Annotated in this window: 14 protein-coding genes and 1 pseudogene; 1 reads left to right on the plus strand and 14 read right to left on the minus strand. The window is 38.1% G+C overall.

The genetic code is table 11. The annotated features are described in order from the left end of the window. Nucleotides 1-102: 102 nt before the first annotated feature. The 7 genes from pnpS to RCG21_RS26785 form a co-directional block, all read right to left on the minus strand. Nucleotides 103-1,518: a two-component system histidine kinase PnpS gene (gene pnpS / locus RCG21_RS26755; protein ID WP_133334359.1), complete on the minus strand. Its 1,416-nt coding sequence runs from the start codon at nt 1,516-1,518 to the stop codon at nt 103-105. Continuing rightward, a complete protein-coding gene (locus RCG21_RS26760) occupies nt 1,515-2,228 on the minus strand; it encodes a response regulator transcription factor (protein WP_133334358.1) in 714 nt (237 codons plus the stop codon). The genes pnpS and RCG21_RS26760 overlap by 4 nt, the downstream gene beginning before the upstream one ends. A 160-nt stretch (nt 2,229-2,388) precedes the next feature. Further along, on the minus strand, nt 2,389-2,865 hold the full coding sequence (locus RCG21_RS26765) for a MaoC/PaaZ C-terminal domain-containing protein (RefSeq protein ID WP_133334357.1): 477 nt from the start codon (nt 2,863-2,865) through the stop codon (nt 2,389-2,391). A gap of 78 nt (nt 2,866-2,943) precedes the next feature. Further along, nucleotides 2,944-3,882: a malate dehydrogenase gene (gene mdh / locus RCG21_RS26770; protein WP_133334356.1), complete on the minus strand. Its 939-nt coding sequence runs from the start codon at nt 3,880-3,882 to the stop codon at nt 2,944-2,946. A gap of 90 nt (nt 3,883-3,972) precedes the next feature. Next, nucleotides 3,973-5,241 carry an NADP-dependent isocitrate dehydrogenase gene (gene icd / locus RCG21_RS26775; RefSeq protein ID WP_133334355.1) on the minus strand — a complete coding sequence of 423 codons (1,269 nt, stop codon included), beginning with the start codon at nt 5,239-5,241 and terminating at the stop codon, nt 3,973-3,975. A 145-nt stretch (nt 5,242-5,386) separates the two neighbouring features. Beyond that, on the minus strand, nt 5,387-6,505 hold the full coding sequence (gene citZ, locus RCG21_RS26780) for a citrate synthase (protein WP_026572215.1): 1,119 nt from the start codon (nt 6,503-6,505) through the stop codon (nt 5,387-5,389). 360 nt (nt 6,506-6,865) lie between these two features. Then, the gene (locus RCG21_RS26785) at nt 6,866-7,327 is read right to left on the minus strand and encodes a DUF441 domain-containing protein (RefSeq protein WP_133334354.1); all 462 of its coding nucleotides are present in this window, start codon (nt 7,325-7,327) and stop codon (nt 6,866-6,868) included. Nucleotides 7,328-7,472: 145 nt separating this feature from the next. On the opposite strand from RCG21_RS26785, the gene ytvI reads away from it, so the two are divergent. Further along, complete coding sequence (gene ytvI, locus RCG21_RS26790) at nt 7,473-8,588, plus strand: sporulation integral membrane protein YtvI (protein ID WP_133334353.1); 1,116 nt, start codon at nt 7,473-7,475, stop codon at nt 8,586-8,588. Nucleotides 8,589-8,618: 30 nt separating this feature from the next. Here the strand turns inward: ytvI and RCG21_RS26795 are convergent, their stop codons facing one another. From RCG21_RS26795 to ystJ, 7 genes and pseudogenes are all read right to left on the minus strand, one after another. Next, nucleotides 8,619-9,005, minus strand: coding sequence for an FxsA family protein (locus RCG21_RS26795; RefSeq protein WP_133334352.1), 387 nt, complete (start codon nt 9,003-9,005; stop codon nt 8,619-8,621). An 81-nt stretch (nt 9,006-9,086) separates the two neighbouring features. Beyond that, on the minus strand, nt 9,087-10,850 hold the full coding sequence (pyk, locus tag RCG21_RS26800) for a pyruvate kinase (RefSeq protein ID WP_133334351.1): 1,764 nt from the start codon (nt 10,848-10,850) through the stop codon (nt 9,087-9,089). A gap of 28 nt (nt 10,851-10,878) precedes the next feature. Next, complete coding sequence (pfkA, locus tag RCG21_RS26805; RefSeq protein ID WP_133334350.1) at nt 10,879-11,838, minus strand: 6-phosphofructokinase; 960 nt, start codon at nt 11,836-11,838, stop codon at nt 10,879-10,881. A 309-nt stretch (nt 11,839-12,147) separates the two neighbouring features. Next, nucleotides 12,148-13,125, minus strand: coding sequence for an acetyl-CoA carboxylase carboxyl transferase subunit alpha (gene accA / locus RCG21_RS26810; RefSeq protein ID WP_133334349.1), 978 nt, complete (start codon nt 13,123-13,125; stop codon nt 12,148-12,150). Continuing rightward, a complete protein-coding gene (gene accD / locus RCG21_RS26815) occupies nt 13,119-13,994 on the minus strand; it encodes an acetyl-CoA carboxylase, carboxyltransferase subunit beta (protein WP_133334348.1) in 876 nt (291 codons plus the stop codon). The genes accA and accD overlap by 7 nt, the downstream gene beginning before the upstream one ends. 187 nt (nt 13,995-14,181) lie before the next feature. Continuing rightward, the gene (locus RCG21_RS26820; RefSeq protein WP_133334705.1) at nt 14,182-14,766 is read right to left on the minus strand and encodes a FadR/GntR family transcriptional regulator; all 585 of its coding nucleotides are present in this window, start codon (nt 14,764-14,766) and stop codon (nt 14,182-14,184) included. Between the two features lie 56 nt (nt 14,767-14,822). Next, nucleotides 14,823-16,060 (minus strand): annotated as a pseudogene (gene ystJ / locus RCG21_RS26825) (NADP-dependent malic enzyme). Nucleotides 16,061-16,089 lie beyond the last annotated feature (29 nt).

A 16,089-nucleotide genomic window follows, 5' to 3' on the forward strand; every position in this document is an offset into this window, starting at 1 on the left:
GGGGCTTGTACAATTATCATATAACGACAATGTTAACTAAATATATAGAAACTATTAAGTTTATGTAAATTTATTACACCAACCAATCCAAGGTTACTTTCACTATTTACTAAATTCGATAATAAATTCACTGCCTTCGCCTACACTACTTCTTACACTAATTGTTCCATGGTGAGCCTCAACTAAATGCTTTACGATGGCTAAACCTAGACCAGTTCCGCCGGAATTCCTGCTTCGAGCCCGGTCTACACGGTAAAAGCGCTCAAATATTCGAGGAATTTCATCCTTTTCAATTCCCACTCCAGAATCTTTCACATGAATTCGAACATTCTTTCCATGTTCAAGTAATATGACCTTTACCTCTCCTTCAGGAGGTGTATAGGTAATCGCATTTGCAATCAAATTAATAAACACTTGTTTTAATCGATCCAAATCGCCTTTAATCAATACCTGTTCCTGGTTTGGATAAAAATCAATGTTCATTTTCTTTTCTTGTGCTTTTCCACTCAACATTGTGATCACTTCATTAAGTAATAATGTCAAATCTACTTCTTGCAAAGCCAATTTAAATCCTTGCTGTTCAATTTTTGACAAGTCCAATAAATCCTGAATCAGCGTTTGCAGCCTGTCACTTTCCTTTAAAATAATCGAGAGGAAAGCTTCCAATGTTTCTTGATTGTTCATCGCCCCATCTAAAAGTGTTTCAGTGAATCCTTTGATTGATGTGACCGGTGTTTTTAATTCATGCGAAACATTTGCAACAAAATCCTTACGCATTTGCTCAAGCTTTTTTATTTCTGTTATATCATGAAAAGCTAGCAAGATGCCTTTCCAAGCATTGTTTTTCCCAATGATTGGCACCCCGTAAACATCAAAGTACTTTCTTTCAATAAATAATGGAAGCAACATTTGTTTTCTAATCTTTTGCTCAGTTCTGAAAACCTCTGTAACTAAATTACAGATTTCTTCATGGTCCATCACTTCAAAATAACGTTTAAACAAATAATCTGCAGGATCCACATGAAATATTTCACTATAGCCACGATTTATCAAATTTATAAATCCACGGCTGTCAATTAAAATTAAGCCTGCCCCAATATTTTCAATCAGAGCCGTCAACCGATCCTGCTGCATTTCCTTAGATTTGACCATTTCTTCAATGTTTTTTGCCAAAATGTTTATCGACTGGTTAAGCATTCCTGTTTCGTTAAATCCACCCACAGTAGTCCTTGCTCGATAATTTCCTTTAGCAAGTTCCATTGCCACTTGTGTCGCGGCTTCAATCGGTTTCGTGTATCTTGCTGTAATCAAATATCCAAGAAAAAGAATGATAAGTAAGATAATTCCCAGGCTAAATAATAAAATCCACCCATATTGTCCATATTCCTGTTTTAGTTGGTAAAATGAATTAGAATAATAACCTTTCAATAACTGACTAAGCATTATTCCTAATCCAGTTAAGACAATCACTATGGTAGCAATTAGTGCAATTAGAAGCCTTTTACGAAAATTTATCATTCTCCTTTTGGCCCCTCCATTTTATACCCCAGTCCGCGAATGGTTTTGATATAGATTGGCTTCTTGGTATCATCTTCAATTTTTTCCCTTAAATGCGATATATGGACATCGACAATCCTTGTATCTCCGGCAAAATCATAATTCCAGACAGCACTTAATAATTGGTCCCGGGTTAAAACCCTTCCACTATTTTGTGCAAGATGCAGCAAAAGTTCAAATTCCTTTAATGTTAGCTCTAATCGTTCCCCTCGAAAATAAGCTTCATGTTTTTCTGAATAAATTTTTAAATCCCCGATTACAAGTTGCTCGATATCTTTTGTATTTTCATTAAGTTCGGGCTGTACTTGTGTTCTTCTTAGAATTGCTTTCACTCGAGCAATTACTTCTCTTGGGCTGAATGGCTTAATCATATAGTCATCTGCACCCAATTCAAGGCCCAATATTTTATCAAATTCATCATCTTTTGCTGTTAACATTAGAATAGGGGTCATGACTTTGTTTTGGCGAAGCTGTTTGCAAACATCCATTCCATCTAGTTTTGGTAGCATAAGGTCTAAAATGATGATATCAGGTGACTCTGTTTCAGCTAATCTTTTTCCCTCTTCACCATCCATTGCTGTAAGACACTCAAAACCAGCCTGTTCAAAATTATATTGAAGCAAGGTTACGATTGATTGCTCATCATCCACAACAAGTACTTTATTTTTCATAGAATCCTCCGCTTTTATATAAATTTGCCCCTATTTTATTGTCCTATCCAAGTTTCCAATTTTTATTATAATATAAACCTTAAAAAATTTCTCCAATAACCTTTAACCTCGGTAAAATGAAAAAAGGAATGTGCAGACTACATTCCCTTAACTGTTCGTATTAAAAATTTTCCAATGCCTGTCCATCCAAACCTTCGAGCGGGTATGGCGGACATACCTTTACTTTTCCTTGGATGACCACTTCATTAATTTCATTGTGACCCAATACTTGAATCATGACGAAATGATCGGGTTGATTTACTTCGATTACCTCAAATAAAAAATGAACGGTTCCATAATGGTAAACCGGTTTTGGAAACTCAATTTCCTGACTCAGAATGCGACTTCCAGGACCCGGTAAATACTTCGAAATAGCGGAAGTGAGGATTCCTGTCAGCATAATAGCCGGGACAATTGGTTTTTTAAATGGTGTTTGTGATGCATAGTCATGTTGAATATAAAGGGGATTGGCATCATCTGTTAATCCTAAATAGAGTAAAAGGTCTTTATCTTCAATTTTTTCGGTTAGCGATAATTTTTCTCCAACGGTCATTTCTTTAATTTTCCGGCCCAGTTTTCTCTTTTTCCCTAAAAGCATTTAATCTCCCCCTTATGTAAACGGTTTCAATCCAATTCGAAAAAAATTCGGGGCATAAACCCCGAATTCACAAATTTATTAAGCTAGTACACCCATAACATTGCGTACCGATTCAGCGGATTTATCTAATGCTGCTTTTTCGTCAGCAGTTAATTCAAGTTCGATAACTTTTTCAATTCCATTTGCACCAAGGATAGTTGGTACGCCAAGGTAGATTCCATCATATCCAAATTCACCTTCAAGATATGCAATGGAAGGAATGACGCGGCGTTGGTCTTTCAGAATTGCTTCAGACATTTCCACTAAAGATGCTGCAGGAGCATAGTATGCGCTGCCGTTTCCAAGAAGGTTAACGATTTCTCCGCCGCCTTTTCTTGTACGTTCAACAATTGCTTCTAAGCGATCTTTCGGTATTAATGTTTCAAGAGGTATACCGCCTGCATAGGAATAACGAACAAGCGGTACCATGTCATCCCCATGTCCGCCTAGAACAAAACCTGTAATATCTTTGACAGATAGGTTTAATTCTTGGGCAACGAACGTACGGAAACGAGCTGTATCAAGAACTCCTGATTGGCCGATTACGCGATTTTTAGGAAAGCCAGATTCTTTAAAAACAGTGTAGGTCATTGCATCAACTGGGTTGGTTAAAACTACAATTGTACAGTTTGGTGAATACTTAACAATCTCCTGTGTTACACTTTTCATTACTTTTTGGTTTGTTTGAACTAAATCATCACGGCTCATGCCTGGTTTACGGGCAATACCGGCTGTAATAACAACGATATCAGAATCAGCCGTATCTTCGTAATTAGAAGTACCTGTGATGTTCGCATCAAAGCCTTGAACAGGACTTGCTTCAAGCATGTCTAATGCTTTTCCTTTAGTTGGATTTTCCATTTGAGGAATATCAACTAAAACTACATCTGCAAGTTCTTTTTGTGCAAGTAAGAATGCAGTAGTTGCACCAGTGAAACCTCCGCCGATTACAGAAACCTTTTTACGTTTTAAAGACATTTTGACTCTCCCCTTTTTTAAAAAAGTATTAAATCTAAAATGCATAACCTTTCAGGAGCTGTTTTAAAAACAGCCCTGAAGGAAATAAACTTATTCCATATTTTTGATTAGCTCATCGGCAAATTCTGAAGTTTTCACTTCTGTTGCTCCGTCCATTAAACGGGCAAAATCATATGTTACAACTTTAGAAGCAATAGATTTTTCCATTGATTTCGTGATCAAATTGGCAGCTTCATTCCAGCCTAAATGTTCTAACATAAGAACACCTGACAGGATAACAGATGAAGGATTTACTTTATCAAGACCTGCATACTTTGGTGCAGTTCCATGAGTTGCTTCGAAGATAGCGTGTCCTGTTACATAGTTAATATTTGCTCCTGGTGCAATACCAATTCCGCCGACTTGTGCTGCAAGCGCATCGGAGATATAATCACCATTTAAGTTCATTGTCGCAACAACATCAAATTCTTTAGGGCGAGTAAGGATTTGTTGTAAGAAGATATCCGCAATTGCATCTTTTACAATAATTTTACCTGCTGCTTCAGCATCAGCCTGTGCTTTATTTGCAGCATCAGTGCCTTGTTCAGCTTTAATGCGGTCATATTGATTCCAAGTGAAGACTTTATCGCCGAATTCTTTTTCAGCCACTTCATAGCCCCAGTTTTTAAATGCGCCTTCAGTAAATTTCATGATATTACCTTTGTGCACAATTGTAAGAGATTTACGTCCCTCTTTAATGGTATAGTTAAGGGCTGCACGAACAAGACGTTTGGTTCCTTCTTCAGAAATAGGCTTAATTCCAATACCTGAAGTTTCAGGGAACCTGATTTTCTTAACGCCCATTTCATTTTGAAGGAATTCAATCACTTTTTTAACTGCATCTGAACCTTTTTCATATTCAATACCAGCATAGATATCCTCAGTATTTTCACGGAAAATAACCATGTCTGTATCTTGAGGACGTTTAACCGGTGAAGGAACCCCTTCAAACCATCTTACTGGACGTAAGCATACAAATAAATCTAATTCTTGACGAAGTGCAACGTTTAATGAACGAATTCCACCGCCAACAGGAGTTGTTAATGGGCCTTTAATCGCAATTAAGTATTCATTGATTACATCAAGAGTTTCTGAAGGAAGCCATTCCCCTGTTTGATTGAATGCTTTCTCCCCTGCTAAAACTTCTTTCCAGACAAGTTTGCGTTCACCCTTATAGGCTTTTTCTACCGCTGCATCTAATACGCGATACGAAGCTGCCCAAATATCAGGACCAGTACCGTCTCCTTCGATAAACGGGATAATTGGATTGTTTGGAACATTTAATACGCCATCTTTTACAGTAATTTTTTCGCCTTGCATAGATGTTCTCCTCCTATTATGTATAACTGTCGGATTAAAGTTTCATAACCCGTATTCCACGACTTAATCAAAGGTTAGAGAGTTACCTCTAACCTTTTCATACAATACTATTACATCAATTTTTGAGCAAAAAGTAAAATAAAAATTATCCTCTTTGTTCAATTGGAATGTATTTTTGCATTCCAGGACCAGTATATTCAGCGCGCGGACGAATTAAGCGGTTGTTTTCATATTGCTCTAGAATATGAGCAAGCCATCCTGAAACACGGCTGACAGCAAAGATTGGTGTGAATAAATCATGATCAATACCAAGGCTGTGATATACAGATGCTGAATAGAAGTCAACATTTGGCGGTAATTTCTTTTCGCCGGTAACAATGCCTTCAATTTTAACAGACATGTCATACCAGAATGGTTCGCCGGTAAGTTCTGTTAATTTCTTTGACATTTCTCTTAAGTGCTTTGCACGAGGGTCTCCTTGGCGGTATACTCTGTGACCAAAGCCCATGATTTTTTCTTTTTTCTCCAGCTTGCCGCGAATATATGGTTCAACATTTTCAATTGTACCAATATCAGTAAGCATCTTCATAACAGCTTCATTAGCTCCACCGTGAAGCGGACCTTTTAATGCTCCGATTGCAGCTGTAACTCCGGAGTAAACATCTGATAATGTAGCCACACAAACACGTGCAGTAAAGGTAGAGGCATTTAATTCATGGTCTGCATGTAAGACAAGTGCTTTATTAATTGCTTCCACGGCAATAGGCTTAGGCTCATTTCCTGTTAACATGTAAAGAAAATTAGCTGCAAAGCTTAAATCCTTTTTTGGTGCAACAGGTTCTAGACCTTTTCTAACCCTCGCAAATGTTGCTACAATTGTAGGCATCTTTGCTTGCAGACGAACCGCTTTTTTATAGTTTGCTTCTTCATTCATTACATCGGCTTCGTCATCATATAACCCTAATAGAGAAACGGCTGAGCGGAGCGCTGCCATTGGATGTACCTTTTGAATAGGATACATTTTGAAATGTTCGATTACTTCTTGAGGAAGTGCTGCATTTTCAGAAAGTTCTTTTTTAAGTTCTTTCAATTGCTCTGCTGTCGGCAGCTGACGATGCCACAACAAATAAATAACTTCTTCAAAGCTAGCATTTTTTGCTAAATCATCAATGTCATAACCTACGTAAGTTAGTGTGTCATCGATAATTGAGCTGATGGAGGAAGTTGTTGCTACAATCCCCTCAAGTCCACGTGTTACCGTCATCGTAAATCTCTCCTTTGCTTTCTAAAATTCCCCATTACCCATTTGTTTATTATGGCTTTCAAAAAAAGTTAGCAAAAGCTATCCTGGATGAAAAGAATAAAGTAGGTTGTACTTTTCCCATTTATAGTGTTTACTCATCTCACCCATTTTTCCAATAGATTGAAATAGAGTGAGCGCTTGCTCGGAAAAAAGCAAAATCTTTCCTTCATAATAAATTGCTTATTATAAAGGTATTTTATCATATATGAGTGAGATATGTAAAAAAAGGATACGCTTACACGTTCTATTATAAACAATTATCAGAGTTTTGTGAATGAGAAGGACTTGAAAAAAAGAAAAAATATTATTTTTACAAAATTTCTAAGTGAAAAAATCAACAACTTTCATCACTGTATAGGCAATACCTGCCCCAATAAGCGGTCCGACTGCCACACCTTTAAAAATCGAAACGGATAAAATGGTTCCTAAAACTAGTGCTGTCGTAATTTGAGGATCATTCGCAAGTAATGAGACCCCCCCTTTTGCTAATAAGGCAACGGCCATACCGGAGATAAGGGCAATCCAGGCAAATGAGGATTTAAATGCGCCTGTTAAATCCTTAAAACCAATTTCTCCACTTGCAATCGGAGCTAGTACTGCAATTGTAATAATCGTAACACCCCAATTGATTCCTTTCGATTGCAAAATGGTGAACGATTTTGCCCCTAATCCGCTAAATTTTAGTAAAAGCAAAACTGCAATCGCAATCATTAAGGAGTTATTTTTAGCTATAAAACCAATTCCGAGTAATAACAATAAAAACAATAATGAATGACTCATCATTTGTTGTGCACCTCCCATTATAAATATATCAGTATAACATTATAAAAAGGTCCTTAAAAATAAGATTGGAAAAATATGCAGTTTCATTCAAAAATGTTAAAATATATCTAATTAAAATAGATCATTCTAGAGAGGAGGTTTAAGCTTGAATCTAAAGTATTTATATAGAACGTTAAGATTCCTTTTAGTAGTAGGAATTGTGGTTCTTGGATTTTTATCTTTTTATTATGTATCAAAGGTTACCTATCCATTTCTAATTGGGCTCGTTATTGCTTTTATAATTAATCCTTTGGTTAATATATTGGAGAAAAAAGCAAAAATGCCGAGGGTACTCGCTGTTTTCCTATCGCTAATCTTTATTTTTGCTCTATTTGCGGGATTGATTACATTATTAGTTGCAGAAATTGTTTCTGGAGCAAATTACCTTGCCGCAGTAGTACCGGAACATCTTGATACATTAATCGATTATATTGAAAAAGTCGTCACTGCCCAGATTATTCCCTTCTATAATCAATTAACGAGTGTTTTTAACAAGCTTGATGCCGGACAGCAGGATACCATTATCGGAAATATTCAAAATGTAGGGAAGAATATTGGTTCCACTGTCGGTTCATTCATCCAAAACCTTTTCGGGATTATTCCTAACATTTTATCATGGTTTCCAACTGCCGCTACCGTCTTAATCTTTTCTTTACTGGCAACCTTCTTTATCAGCAAGGATTGGTATCGTCTGTCAGCCCTTGGTGGAAAATTATTACCTGAAAAAGCAAAGTCCAGTGGAAAAACTGTTTTTATTGATTTAAAGAAAGCCTTATTTGGGTTTATCAAAGCACAATTAACCCTTATTTCCATCACTACTGTTATTATTTTAATCGGATTGCTTATCCTTCGTGTCGATTATGCAATCACGATTGCGCTCGTCACTGGGATTGTCGATGTACTTCCTTATCTAGGGACAGGGGCTGTTTTTGTTCCATGGATTATTTATGAGGTCATTTCTGGAGATACAGGACTTGCTATTGGGTTAGGTGTTCTATATGTGATTGTTTTAGCTCAAAGACAGATTATGGAGCCGAAAATTCTATCTTCTAATATTGGCCTTGATCCATTAGCAACCCTAATTGCTTTATTCGTCGGATTTAAATTAATTGGGTTTTTAGGATTAATCCTTGGCCCAGTTACCCTTGTCATTATCAGTACACTTTACCGTGCAAATGTCTTTCATGATTTATGGGGATTCATTGTGGGAAAAGAAGCATAAAAAAACGTCAGCTCCGCTGCTGACGTTTTTTTATTTTATTATTTTAATATTGCCTTTATTAATCCATTTGCGGAACGAATTTTTCATTAAGAATTTAATTGGTTTTCTAGTTGGTGGGAAAAGCATGAGAAATCCCAGGATATCGGTAATAAATCCGGGTGTAAGAAGGAGCGTTCCTCCAATCAGAATACACACACCATCTAGTACTGATTCACCAGGAATCTGTCCGTAGCGCAGCTGTTCCTGTGCTCTTCGAATGGTTTGTATGCCTTGTTTTTTTGCCAAATAGGCACCTAGGACCCCTGTCAAAAGGATAAAGAGAAGTGTTGGCCATACTCCAATTGTTTTGCCTGAAAAAAGGAGCAGCCCAATATCAGCAGCCGGAATAATGATAATCAATAAAAATAAGTAACGCATTTTCCTTCTCCCCCTACTACCTGTTAAGACAATCATACCATTGAAAAGGAAAAAAGAAGAGCAAAAGCCCTTCTTTTTTTATTATAGAACACTCGCATGTCCGTTATAAATAACGCCCCTTGCTGCATCCACGGTGATTTCCTGACCATCTGTAAATAGGTTTAAGGCATTTTCAACACCGACAATTACAGGAATCCCTAAATTTAAGCCTACTACAGCACCATGGCTGGTTAAACCGCCTTCTTCTGTAATAAGTGCGGCACTTTTTTCAATCGCAGGCATCATATCACGGTCAGAGCCAATTGTAACTAGAATACATCCTGGTTTTACTTTTTCCATAGCTTCCTTTGCATTGTGTGCAATCACTACTTTTCCAAAAGCAGACTTCCGTCCAATGCCTTGAGCCTTTGTAATGATATCACCAACAACATGAATCTTCATTAAATTGGTCGTACCGGCTTCCCCAACAGGAACACCAGCCGTAATCACCACTAAATCTCCGTGTTTGACAATACCGCTATTTACACTTTCTTCAACAGCAATTTCGAGCATTTCATCCGTGGTTGCGCACATTCTTCCCAGCTGCGGGTATACGCCCCAAACAAGGGATAAACGGCGGGACACCGAATCATTTGATGTAACAGCAACAATTGGTGCTTTCGGACGATACTTCGAAATCATCCTTGCTGTATGACCACTCGCCGTTGGCGTAACAATTGAGGTTACATCAAGATTAAGTGCAGTATGTGCTACTGATTGCCCAATCGCATCAGTCAGATTATGTTCCGTATCCTTACTGCGGGTTGATAGGATTTCTTTGTGGTCTAGTGCTTGTTCAGCTCTTGAGGCAATATTATGCATGGTCTGTACGGCTTCTACAGGGTACGTGCCGGCAGCCGTTTCCCCTGAAAGCATAATAGCATCTGTTCCATCGAAAATGGCATTAGCAACGTCACTAGCTTCTGCACGTGTCGGTCTTGGATTACGCTGCATCGAATCAAGCATTTGCGTTGCCGTAATAACTGGTTTACCTAGTGCATTACATTTTTTAATTAACATTTTTTGTACAAGTGGAACTTCTTCTGCAGGAATTTCGACCCCAAGATCACCGCGTGCGACCATCAAACCATCGGAAACCTCCAGGATTTCATCAATGTTATCAACACCTTCTTGATTTTCAATCTTAGGGATAATATGAATATGGGCTGCATTATTTTCTTCTAAAAGCTGGCGGATTTCCAAAACATCTTTGGAACGTCGAACAAAGGAGGCAGCGATAAAATCGATGTCCTGCTCTATCCCAAAAAGGATATCTTTTGTATCTTTTTCTGTAATTCCTGGTAAATTAACAGAAACTCCCGGTACATTTACACCCTTTTTATTTTTTAATGTACCGCTATTCAAAATTTTTGTATGAATTTCATTTGCAGATTGATCTATTTTTGTTACTTCAAGACCAATTAGCCCATCATCCAATAAAATTTTCGAGCCTACGTGAACATCTTCAATTAACCCGGCATATGTAACGGAAAATTTTTGCGGTGTTCCTTCTACTTCTGTCATCGATATAATTATATTTTCCCCGGACTTTAATTCAATTGCACCGTTTTCCATATTATTTGTACGGATTTCAGGGCCTTTAGTATCAAGCAAAATAGCGACTGTTTTATTTGTTTTTTTTGCGGCTTCACGAATATTCTTAATCCGTGCACCGTGTTCTTCGAAATTACCATGGGAAAAATTCAATCTTGCTACATTCATTCCCGATTCAATTAATTGTGTTAATTTTTCAACCGACTCGCTTGCAGGACCGATTGTACAAACAATTTTTGTTTTCCGTAACATCCTTTATTTCCTCCTAGATTGAGCATGATTAAATGGATAATTCTTTTGAAAGGTTATAAAGCTGCAGGTCTAATGTGTGTTTCTTCCCTAACGCTTCGATGATATCATAATCGACAAGCCGATTATTTTCGATTCCGACTGCACGTCCACCCTTACCTTCAAGTAGAAGCTCCACAGCCCTTGCTCCTAAACGGCTGGCAAGGACACGATCGGCAGCACTTGGTGATCCCCCCCGTTGAATATGTCCTAAAACGGAAACCCTAGTATCAAAGCCTGTCGCTTCCTCTAGTTTTTTAGAAAATTCAACGCCGCTGCAAACACCCTCAGCCACGATAATAATACTATGTTTTTTACCACGCTCTTGACCCTTGCGAAGACGGTCAGCAATTTCATCCATATCAAAATTTTCTTCAGGAATTAAAATAGTTTCGGCTCCGCCGGCAAGACCTGCCCAAAGAGCAATATCACCTGCATTGCGACCCATTACTTCAATCACAAACGTTCTTTCATGGGATGTAGCTGTGTCACGGATTTTATCTAAAGCATCAATTACCGTATTGAGCGCCGTATCAAATCCAATAGTAAGCTCTGTGCCTGGTATATCATTATCAATCGTTCCTGGTACACCTACACAAGGAAAACCTTGCTCAGTCAAAGCTTTTGCTCCGCGGTACGAACCATCTCCTCCGATTACCACTAACCCGTCAATTCCATGAGCCTTTAATTGCTCAATTCCTTGAAGCTGACCTTCTTTTGTTTTAAATTCCAGGCAGCGGGCTGAATGAAGCATGGTCCCACCCCGATGAATGATATCTCCAACTGAACCTAGTTCAAGTTTTTTTATATTACCGGAAATCAATCCTGAATAGCCACCATAGATACCGTAAACTTCAAGATTATGATAAATTGCTTTTCTAACAACTGCACGAATTGCCGGATTCATACCGGGTGAATCTCCACCACTCGTAAGTACCCCAATTTTTTTCATGGTAAACACCCCATTATAAAATACCTAAATTTATGTATTGCAAAAAAAAAATTAGACTCTCAGCCTATTTTGTTGATAACTGCTTTTAGTATTCGCATAAAACACTTGAATATTTATAAAATAACATGAAGAAATAACGATAACAACTGATTCATAATGCAAAAATAAATAGACGGAATAGTCTGTCAACTGCAAGCGATTTAATTGTAAATGCAACCGTTATCATTGTCTTTTTTAATAATTTTCAATGAATATTATGTTACAAAAAATGACCTTGATATAAAAAAACGTGTCTAAAAAAGACACGTTTTACTGAACACCAATGTAATCCTTTGCAAGTGAAAACTCACCTATTGTCCTGAATCGATTATAGCGATCTTCAATCAATTCATCCTCTGAAAGTTTAAGAAGTTCTTGTAAGGAAGTCTTTAACATATTTTCAATTTCCTCTGCCTGCTTTTTAACATCCTTATGGGCACCGCCCTTAATCTCAGGGATAATATCATCAATTACACCCAGTTCTTTTAAGTCTGGTGCGGTAATCTTCATCGTTTCTGCCGCTTTCTTTGCAAGAGCGGCGTCCTTCCACAGAATAGCTGCTGCCCCTTCGGGTGAAATAACTGAATAGGTAGAGTTTTCCAACATATAAATCCGATTGCCGACACCAAGTGCGAGGGCTCCACCGCTTCCGCCTTCACCAATAACAATACAGATTACAGGTACCCGCAGACCAGCCATTTCAAAAAGGTTCTTTGCAATCGCTTCACTTTGCCCACGTTCTTCAGCGGCTTTCCCAGGATAGGCACCTTTTGTATCAATAAAACAAATAATCGGCCGTTTAAATTTATCTGCCTGCTTCATTAAACGAAGTGCTTTTCTGTACCCCTCCGGATGCGGCATTCCAAAATTCCGGCGGATATTTTCCTTCGTATCCTTACCTCTTTGATGGCCGATGATGGTAACAGGTAATCCCTTAAATTTAGCAATTCCGCTGACAATTGCCTCATCATCCGAAAAGGTCCGGTCGCCGTGACATTCAAAAAAGCCTTCAAAGATTTCCGCAATATAATCGAGTGTTGTCGGTCTGTTTGGATGGCGGGCAATCTGCACGCGATCCCATGGCTTAATATTTTCGTAAATATCTTTTTCAAGTTTCTCTAAGCGTGTCTCTAATTTTTCAATTTCCGAACTTAGATCAACATCAGCTGTTTTGGTAAATTCCCTTATTTCGCTGATTTTCTTTCTAAGCTCAATAATTGGACGTTCAAATTCTAGTTCTCCTACCATTCAATTTCACCTCCAGGTTGATGGATTTCAAGAATGTTAGTAATTTGATCTACTAAATCCAAACGAGAAATAATTGCATCAAGCTGCCCATGTTTTAAAAGGAATTCAGCTGTTTGAAAATCCTCCGGTAATTCTTCACGGATGGATTGTTCAATAACCCTTCGACCTGCAAAGCCAATCAGAGCCTCTGGTTCTGCAAAATTATAATCACCTAGCGATGCAAAGCTTGCGGAAACACCGCCTGTAGTTGGATGTGTCATCATTGAAATAATTAGACCGCCATTATCACTAAACCTCTTCAAGGCAACACTGGTTTTGGCCATCTGCATAAGACTTAGTGCTCCCTCTTGCATTCTGGCACCGCCGGAAGCAGTAAAAATAATAAATGGTACGGATTGCTCATCCGCTTTTTCGATCGCAAGTGTTATTTTTTCACCAACAACCGATCCCATACTTCCCATTCGGAAGGTGGCATCCATAATGGCTACAACAATTTTATGACCATTCACAGTTCCAATTCCAGTTACAACCGCTTCATTTAGTTTACTTTTTTCGCGGTCTTTATCCAGCTTTTCCAGATAATCAGGAAAATTCAAAGGATTTTTTGAAATCATATTTTCATTTATTTCTTCAAAACTACCTTCATCCAGAAAACTTTCAAGCCGCTCTCTTGAATTCATTTGGAAATGATGACCACAATGTATACACACTTTTAGATTTTTATTTAATTCCTTTGTATACATGATCTTTTTACATGAAGGACACTTTGTCATAATTCCTTCAGGTACATCACTTTTTACCGTTTCAGTTGGAATGGTTGCATATTTTCTTTTCTTTGTATTATTTTTTGTAAAAAGGTCTTTAAGCAAAAAATAACCTCCCTCGTTGTAGTTCTTAGGCCAATCGGCAAGAGCTACATCTTCTAATCAAAAGTCTTTCTATTCTTTAATCACTTCATACCTTTGCGGGTTTATAAAAGTGGTCAGACCACCCACATATCAAAAATCCCATTATCCGGGCATCGCTTGTCTGTATCCACTATAAAGGATTTGGGGTTCAAATTTTGTTAGTATTTGTCGCTAAAGAAGACAATTTTCGCAGATTCCGGTAGGCTGAAAGCGCTTTTTGCTCATTTTTTTCCGCTAACGCTTCGAGTAAAATAAGGTAATCTTCCCGTTTATATTCAACTTTTCTTAAATGGAGTGAGTTGTAATAATCCTTTAAAATTAACCACATTCTTAAAAATAAATGGTTATCAGCGTTTTCAATGATTCGGTAAAAAAACTCATCATCATCCAATTGACCGGATTTAACTTTTTCAATGAGTTTCAAAATACTTTCTTTACCCATTCGTTGAATGGCTAATCGGAGACAATCCATTTCAATTAAATTTTTTGTTTCAAAAACATCTTGTTTCGCTTTTTCATCCTGTAAAATAAAGGTACTTAAAAGTTGTACAAGCTGGTTCCCGCGGAAATCTCTAATAAAGGTTCCTTCCCCGCGTCTCGTTTCAATTAACCCCAGCAATTCTAATGCTCTAAGGGCCTCTCGAACGGAAGAGCGCCCGACATTCAGGCGCTCTGATAATTCCCGTTCAGATGGTATTTTATCGCCGGACTTAAGTCCGTCAGCAGTGATCATTTCTCTCAACTGCTTTACAATTTCGAGGTAAACTTTCGTATTTGACACTTACGATCTCACTCACTTTTTCCAATAATAGCAAGTCTCATCGTTTTTTCTTTTACTTCTTCAGGGTCAACTTTAATACGTGCAACTCCTGTTTCCATTGCAGCTTTTGCAACAGCTGATGCTACTGCAGGTGCAACACGGGGATCAAATGGTCCCGGAATGACATAATCCTCATTAAGCTCAGCTTCTGAGATTAAACCAGCAATCGCCTCAACAGCAGCCACTTTCATTTTTTCATTGATATGTGTCGCACGAACATCAAGCGCTCCACGGAAAATCCAGGGAATGCAAGAACATTGTTTACTTGGTTTGGGAAGTCTGATCTTCCTGTCCCAACAACCTTTGCCCCGGCTTCTTTTGCTACATGAGGCATAATTTCTGGATCAGGGTTAGCCATGGCAAAGATAATCGCATCTTCGTTCATAGATGCAACCATTTCTTTTGTAAGGGCACCAGCAACAGAAACCCCAATAAAGACGTCCGCGCCTTTAATTACATCTTCAAGACTTCCAGCTAAATTATCATGATTAGTGAATTTCGCCACTTCAGTCTTAACGGCGTTCATTCCGACAGGACGGCCTTCATAAATGGCTCCCTTTGTATCACACATGATAATATCTCTTACACCATAATGATATAACAATTTAATGATTGCAATCCCGGCAGCACCGGCGCCATTCGCAACCACTTTAATTTCAGTCATCTTTTTACCAATTAACTTTAAGGCATTGACTAATCCAGCAGCCGTAACAATCGCTGTACCGTGCTGGTCATCGTGGAAAATTGGGATATTGGCTTCTTTTTTTAATCTTTCTTCAATAACAAAACAATGTGGAGCAGCAATATCTTCAAGATTGACACCGCCAAAGGTTGGTTCCATCAGCTTAACAGTTTCAACGATTTTATCAACATCTGTAGTATTTAAACAGATTGGGAAAGCATCCACTCCTGCAAAGCTTTTGAATAGGACTGCTTTTCCTTCCATAACAGGCAATGCAGCTTCAGGGCCGATATTTCCAAGACCAAGTACAGCTGTCCCATCGGACACAACGGCAACCATATTCCCCTTCATTGTATAGTCGTAAACAGTTTCGGGTTTTTCATAGATATCTTTACAAGGCTCCGCTACACCTGGTGAATATGCTAAACTCAAATCCTTAGCATTTCGAACTTGAACTTTTGATTTTGATTCTAATTTCCCCTTGTTAATGCGGTGCATATGTAATGCTTCTTCACGTAAAGTCAAGCTAAGTCACCCCTTAAATTATCACCAAA

The sequence above is a fragment of the Bacillus salipaludis genome (genome assembly GCF_030938565.1).
Lineage (GTDB): Bacteria > Bacillota > Bacilli > Bacillales > Cytobacillaceae > Neobacillus > Neobacillus salipaludis_A.

Excerpts from the sequence above, each read along its gene's own strand:
- RCG21_RS26760 (WP_133334358.1), bottom strand. The coding sequence starts at position 2,228 with ATGAAAAATAAAGTACTTGTTGTGGATGATGAGCAATCAATCGTAACC.
- pfkA (WP_133334350.1), bottom strand. The coding sequence starts at position 11,838 with ATGAAAAAAATTGGGGTACTTACGAGTGGTGGAGATTCACCCGGTATG.
- RCG21_RS26765 (WP_133334357.1), bottom strand. The coding sequence starts at position 2,865 with ATGCTTTTAGGGAAAAAGAGAAAACTGGGCCGGAAAATTAAAGAAATG.
- RCG21_RS26820 (WP_133334705.1), bottom strand. The coding sequence starts at position 14,766 with ATGATCACTGCTGACGGACTTAAGTCCGGCGATAAAATACCATCTGAA.
- pnpS (WP_133334359.1), bottom strand. The coding sequence starts at position 1,518 with ATGATAAATTTTCGTAAAAGGCTTCTAATTGCACTAATTGCTACCATA.
- RCG21_RS26785 (WP_133334354.1), bottom strand. The coding sequence starts at position 7,327 with ATGATGAGTCATTCATTATTGTTTTTATTGTTATTACTCGGAATTGGT.
- pyk (WP_133334351.1), bottom strand. The coding sequence starts at position 10,850 with ATGTTACGGAAAACAAAAATTGTTTGTACAATCGGTCCTGCAAGCGAG.
- citZ (WP_026572215.1), bottom strand. The coding sequence starts at position 6,505 with ATGACGGTAACACGTGGACTTGAGGGGATTGTAGCAACAACTTCCTCC.
- RCG21_RS26795 (WP_133334352.1), bottom strand. The coding sequence starts at position 9,005 with ATGCGTTACTTATTTTTATTGATTATCATTATTCCGGCTGCTGATATT.
- icd (WP_133334355.1), bottom strand. The coding sequence starts at position 5,241 with ATGCAAGGCGAAAAAATTACTGTAAAAGATGGCGTATTAAATGTTCCA.
- mdh (WP_133334356.1), bottom strand. The coding sequence starts at position 3,882 with ATGTCTTTAAAACGTAAAAAGGTTTCTGTAATCGGCGGAGGTTTCACT.
- accA (WP_133334349.1), bottom strand. The coding sequence starts at position 13,125 with ATGGTAGGAGAACTAGAATTTGAACGTCCAATTATTGAGCTTAGAAAG.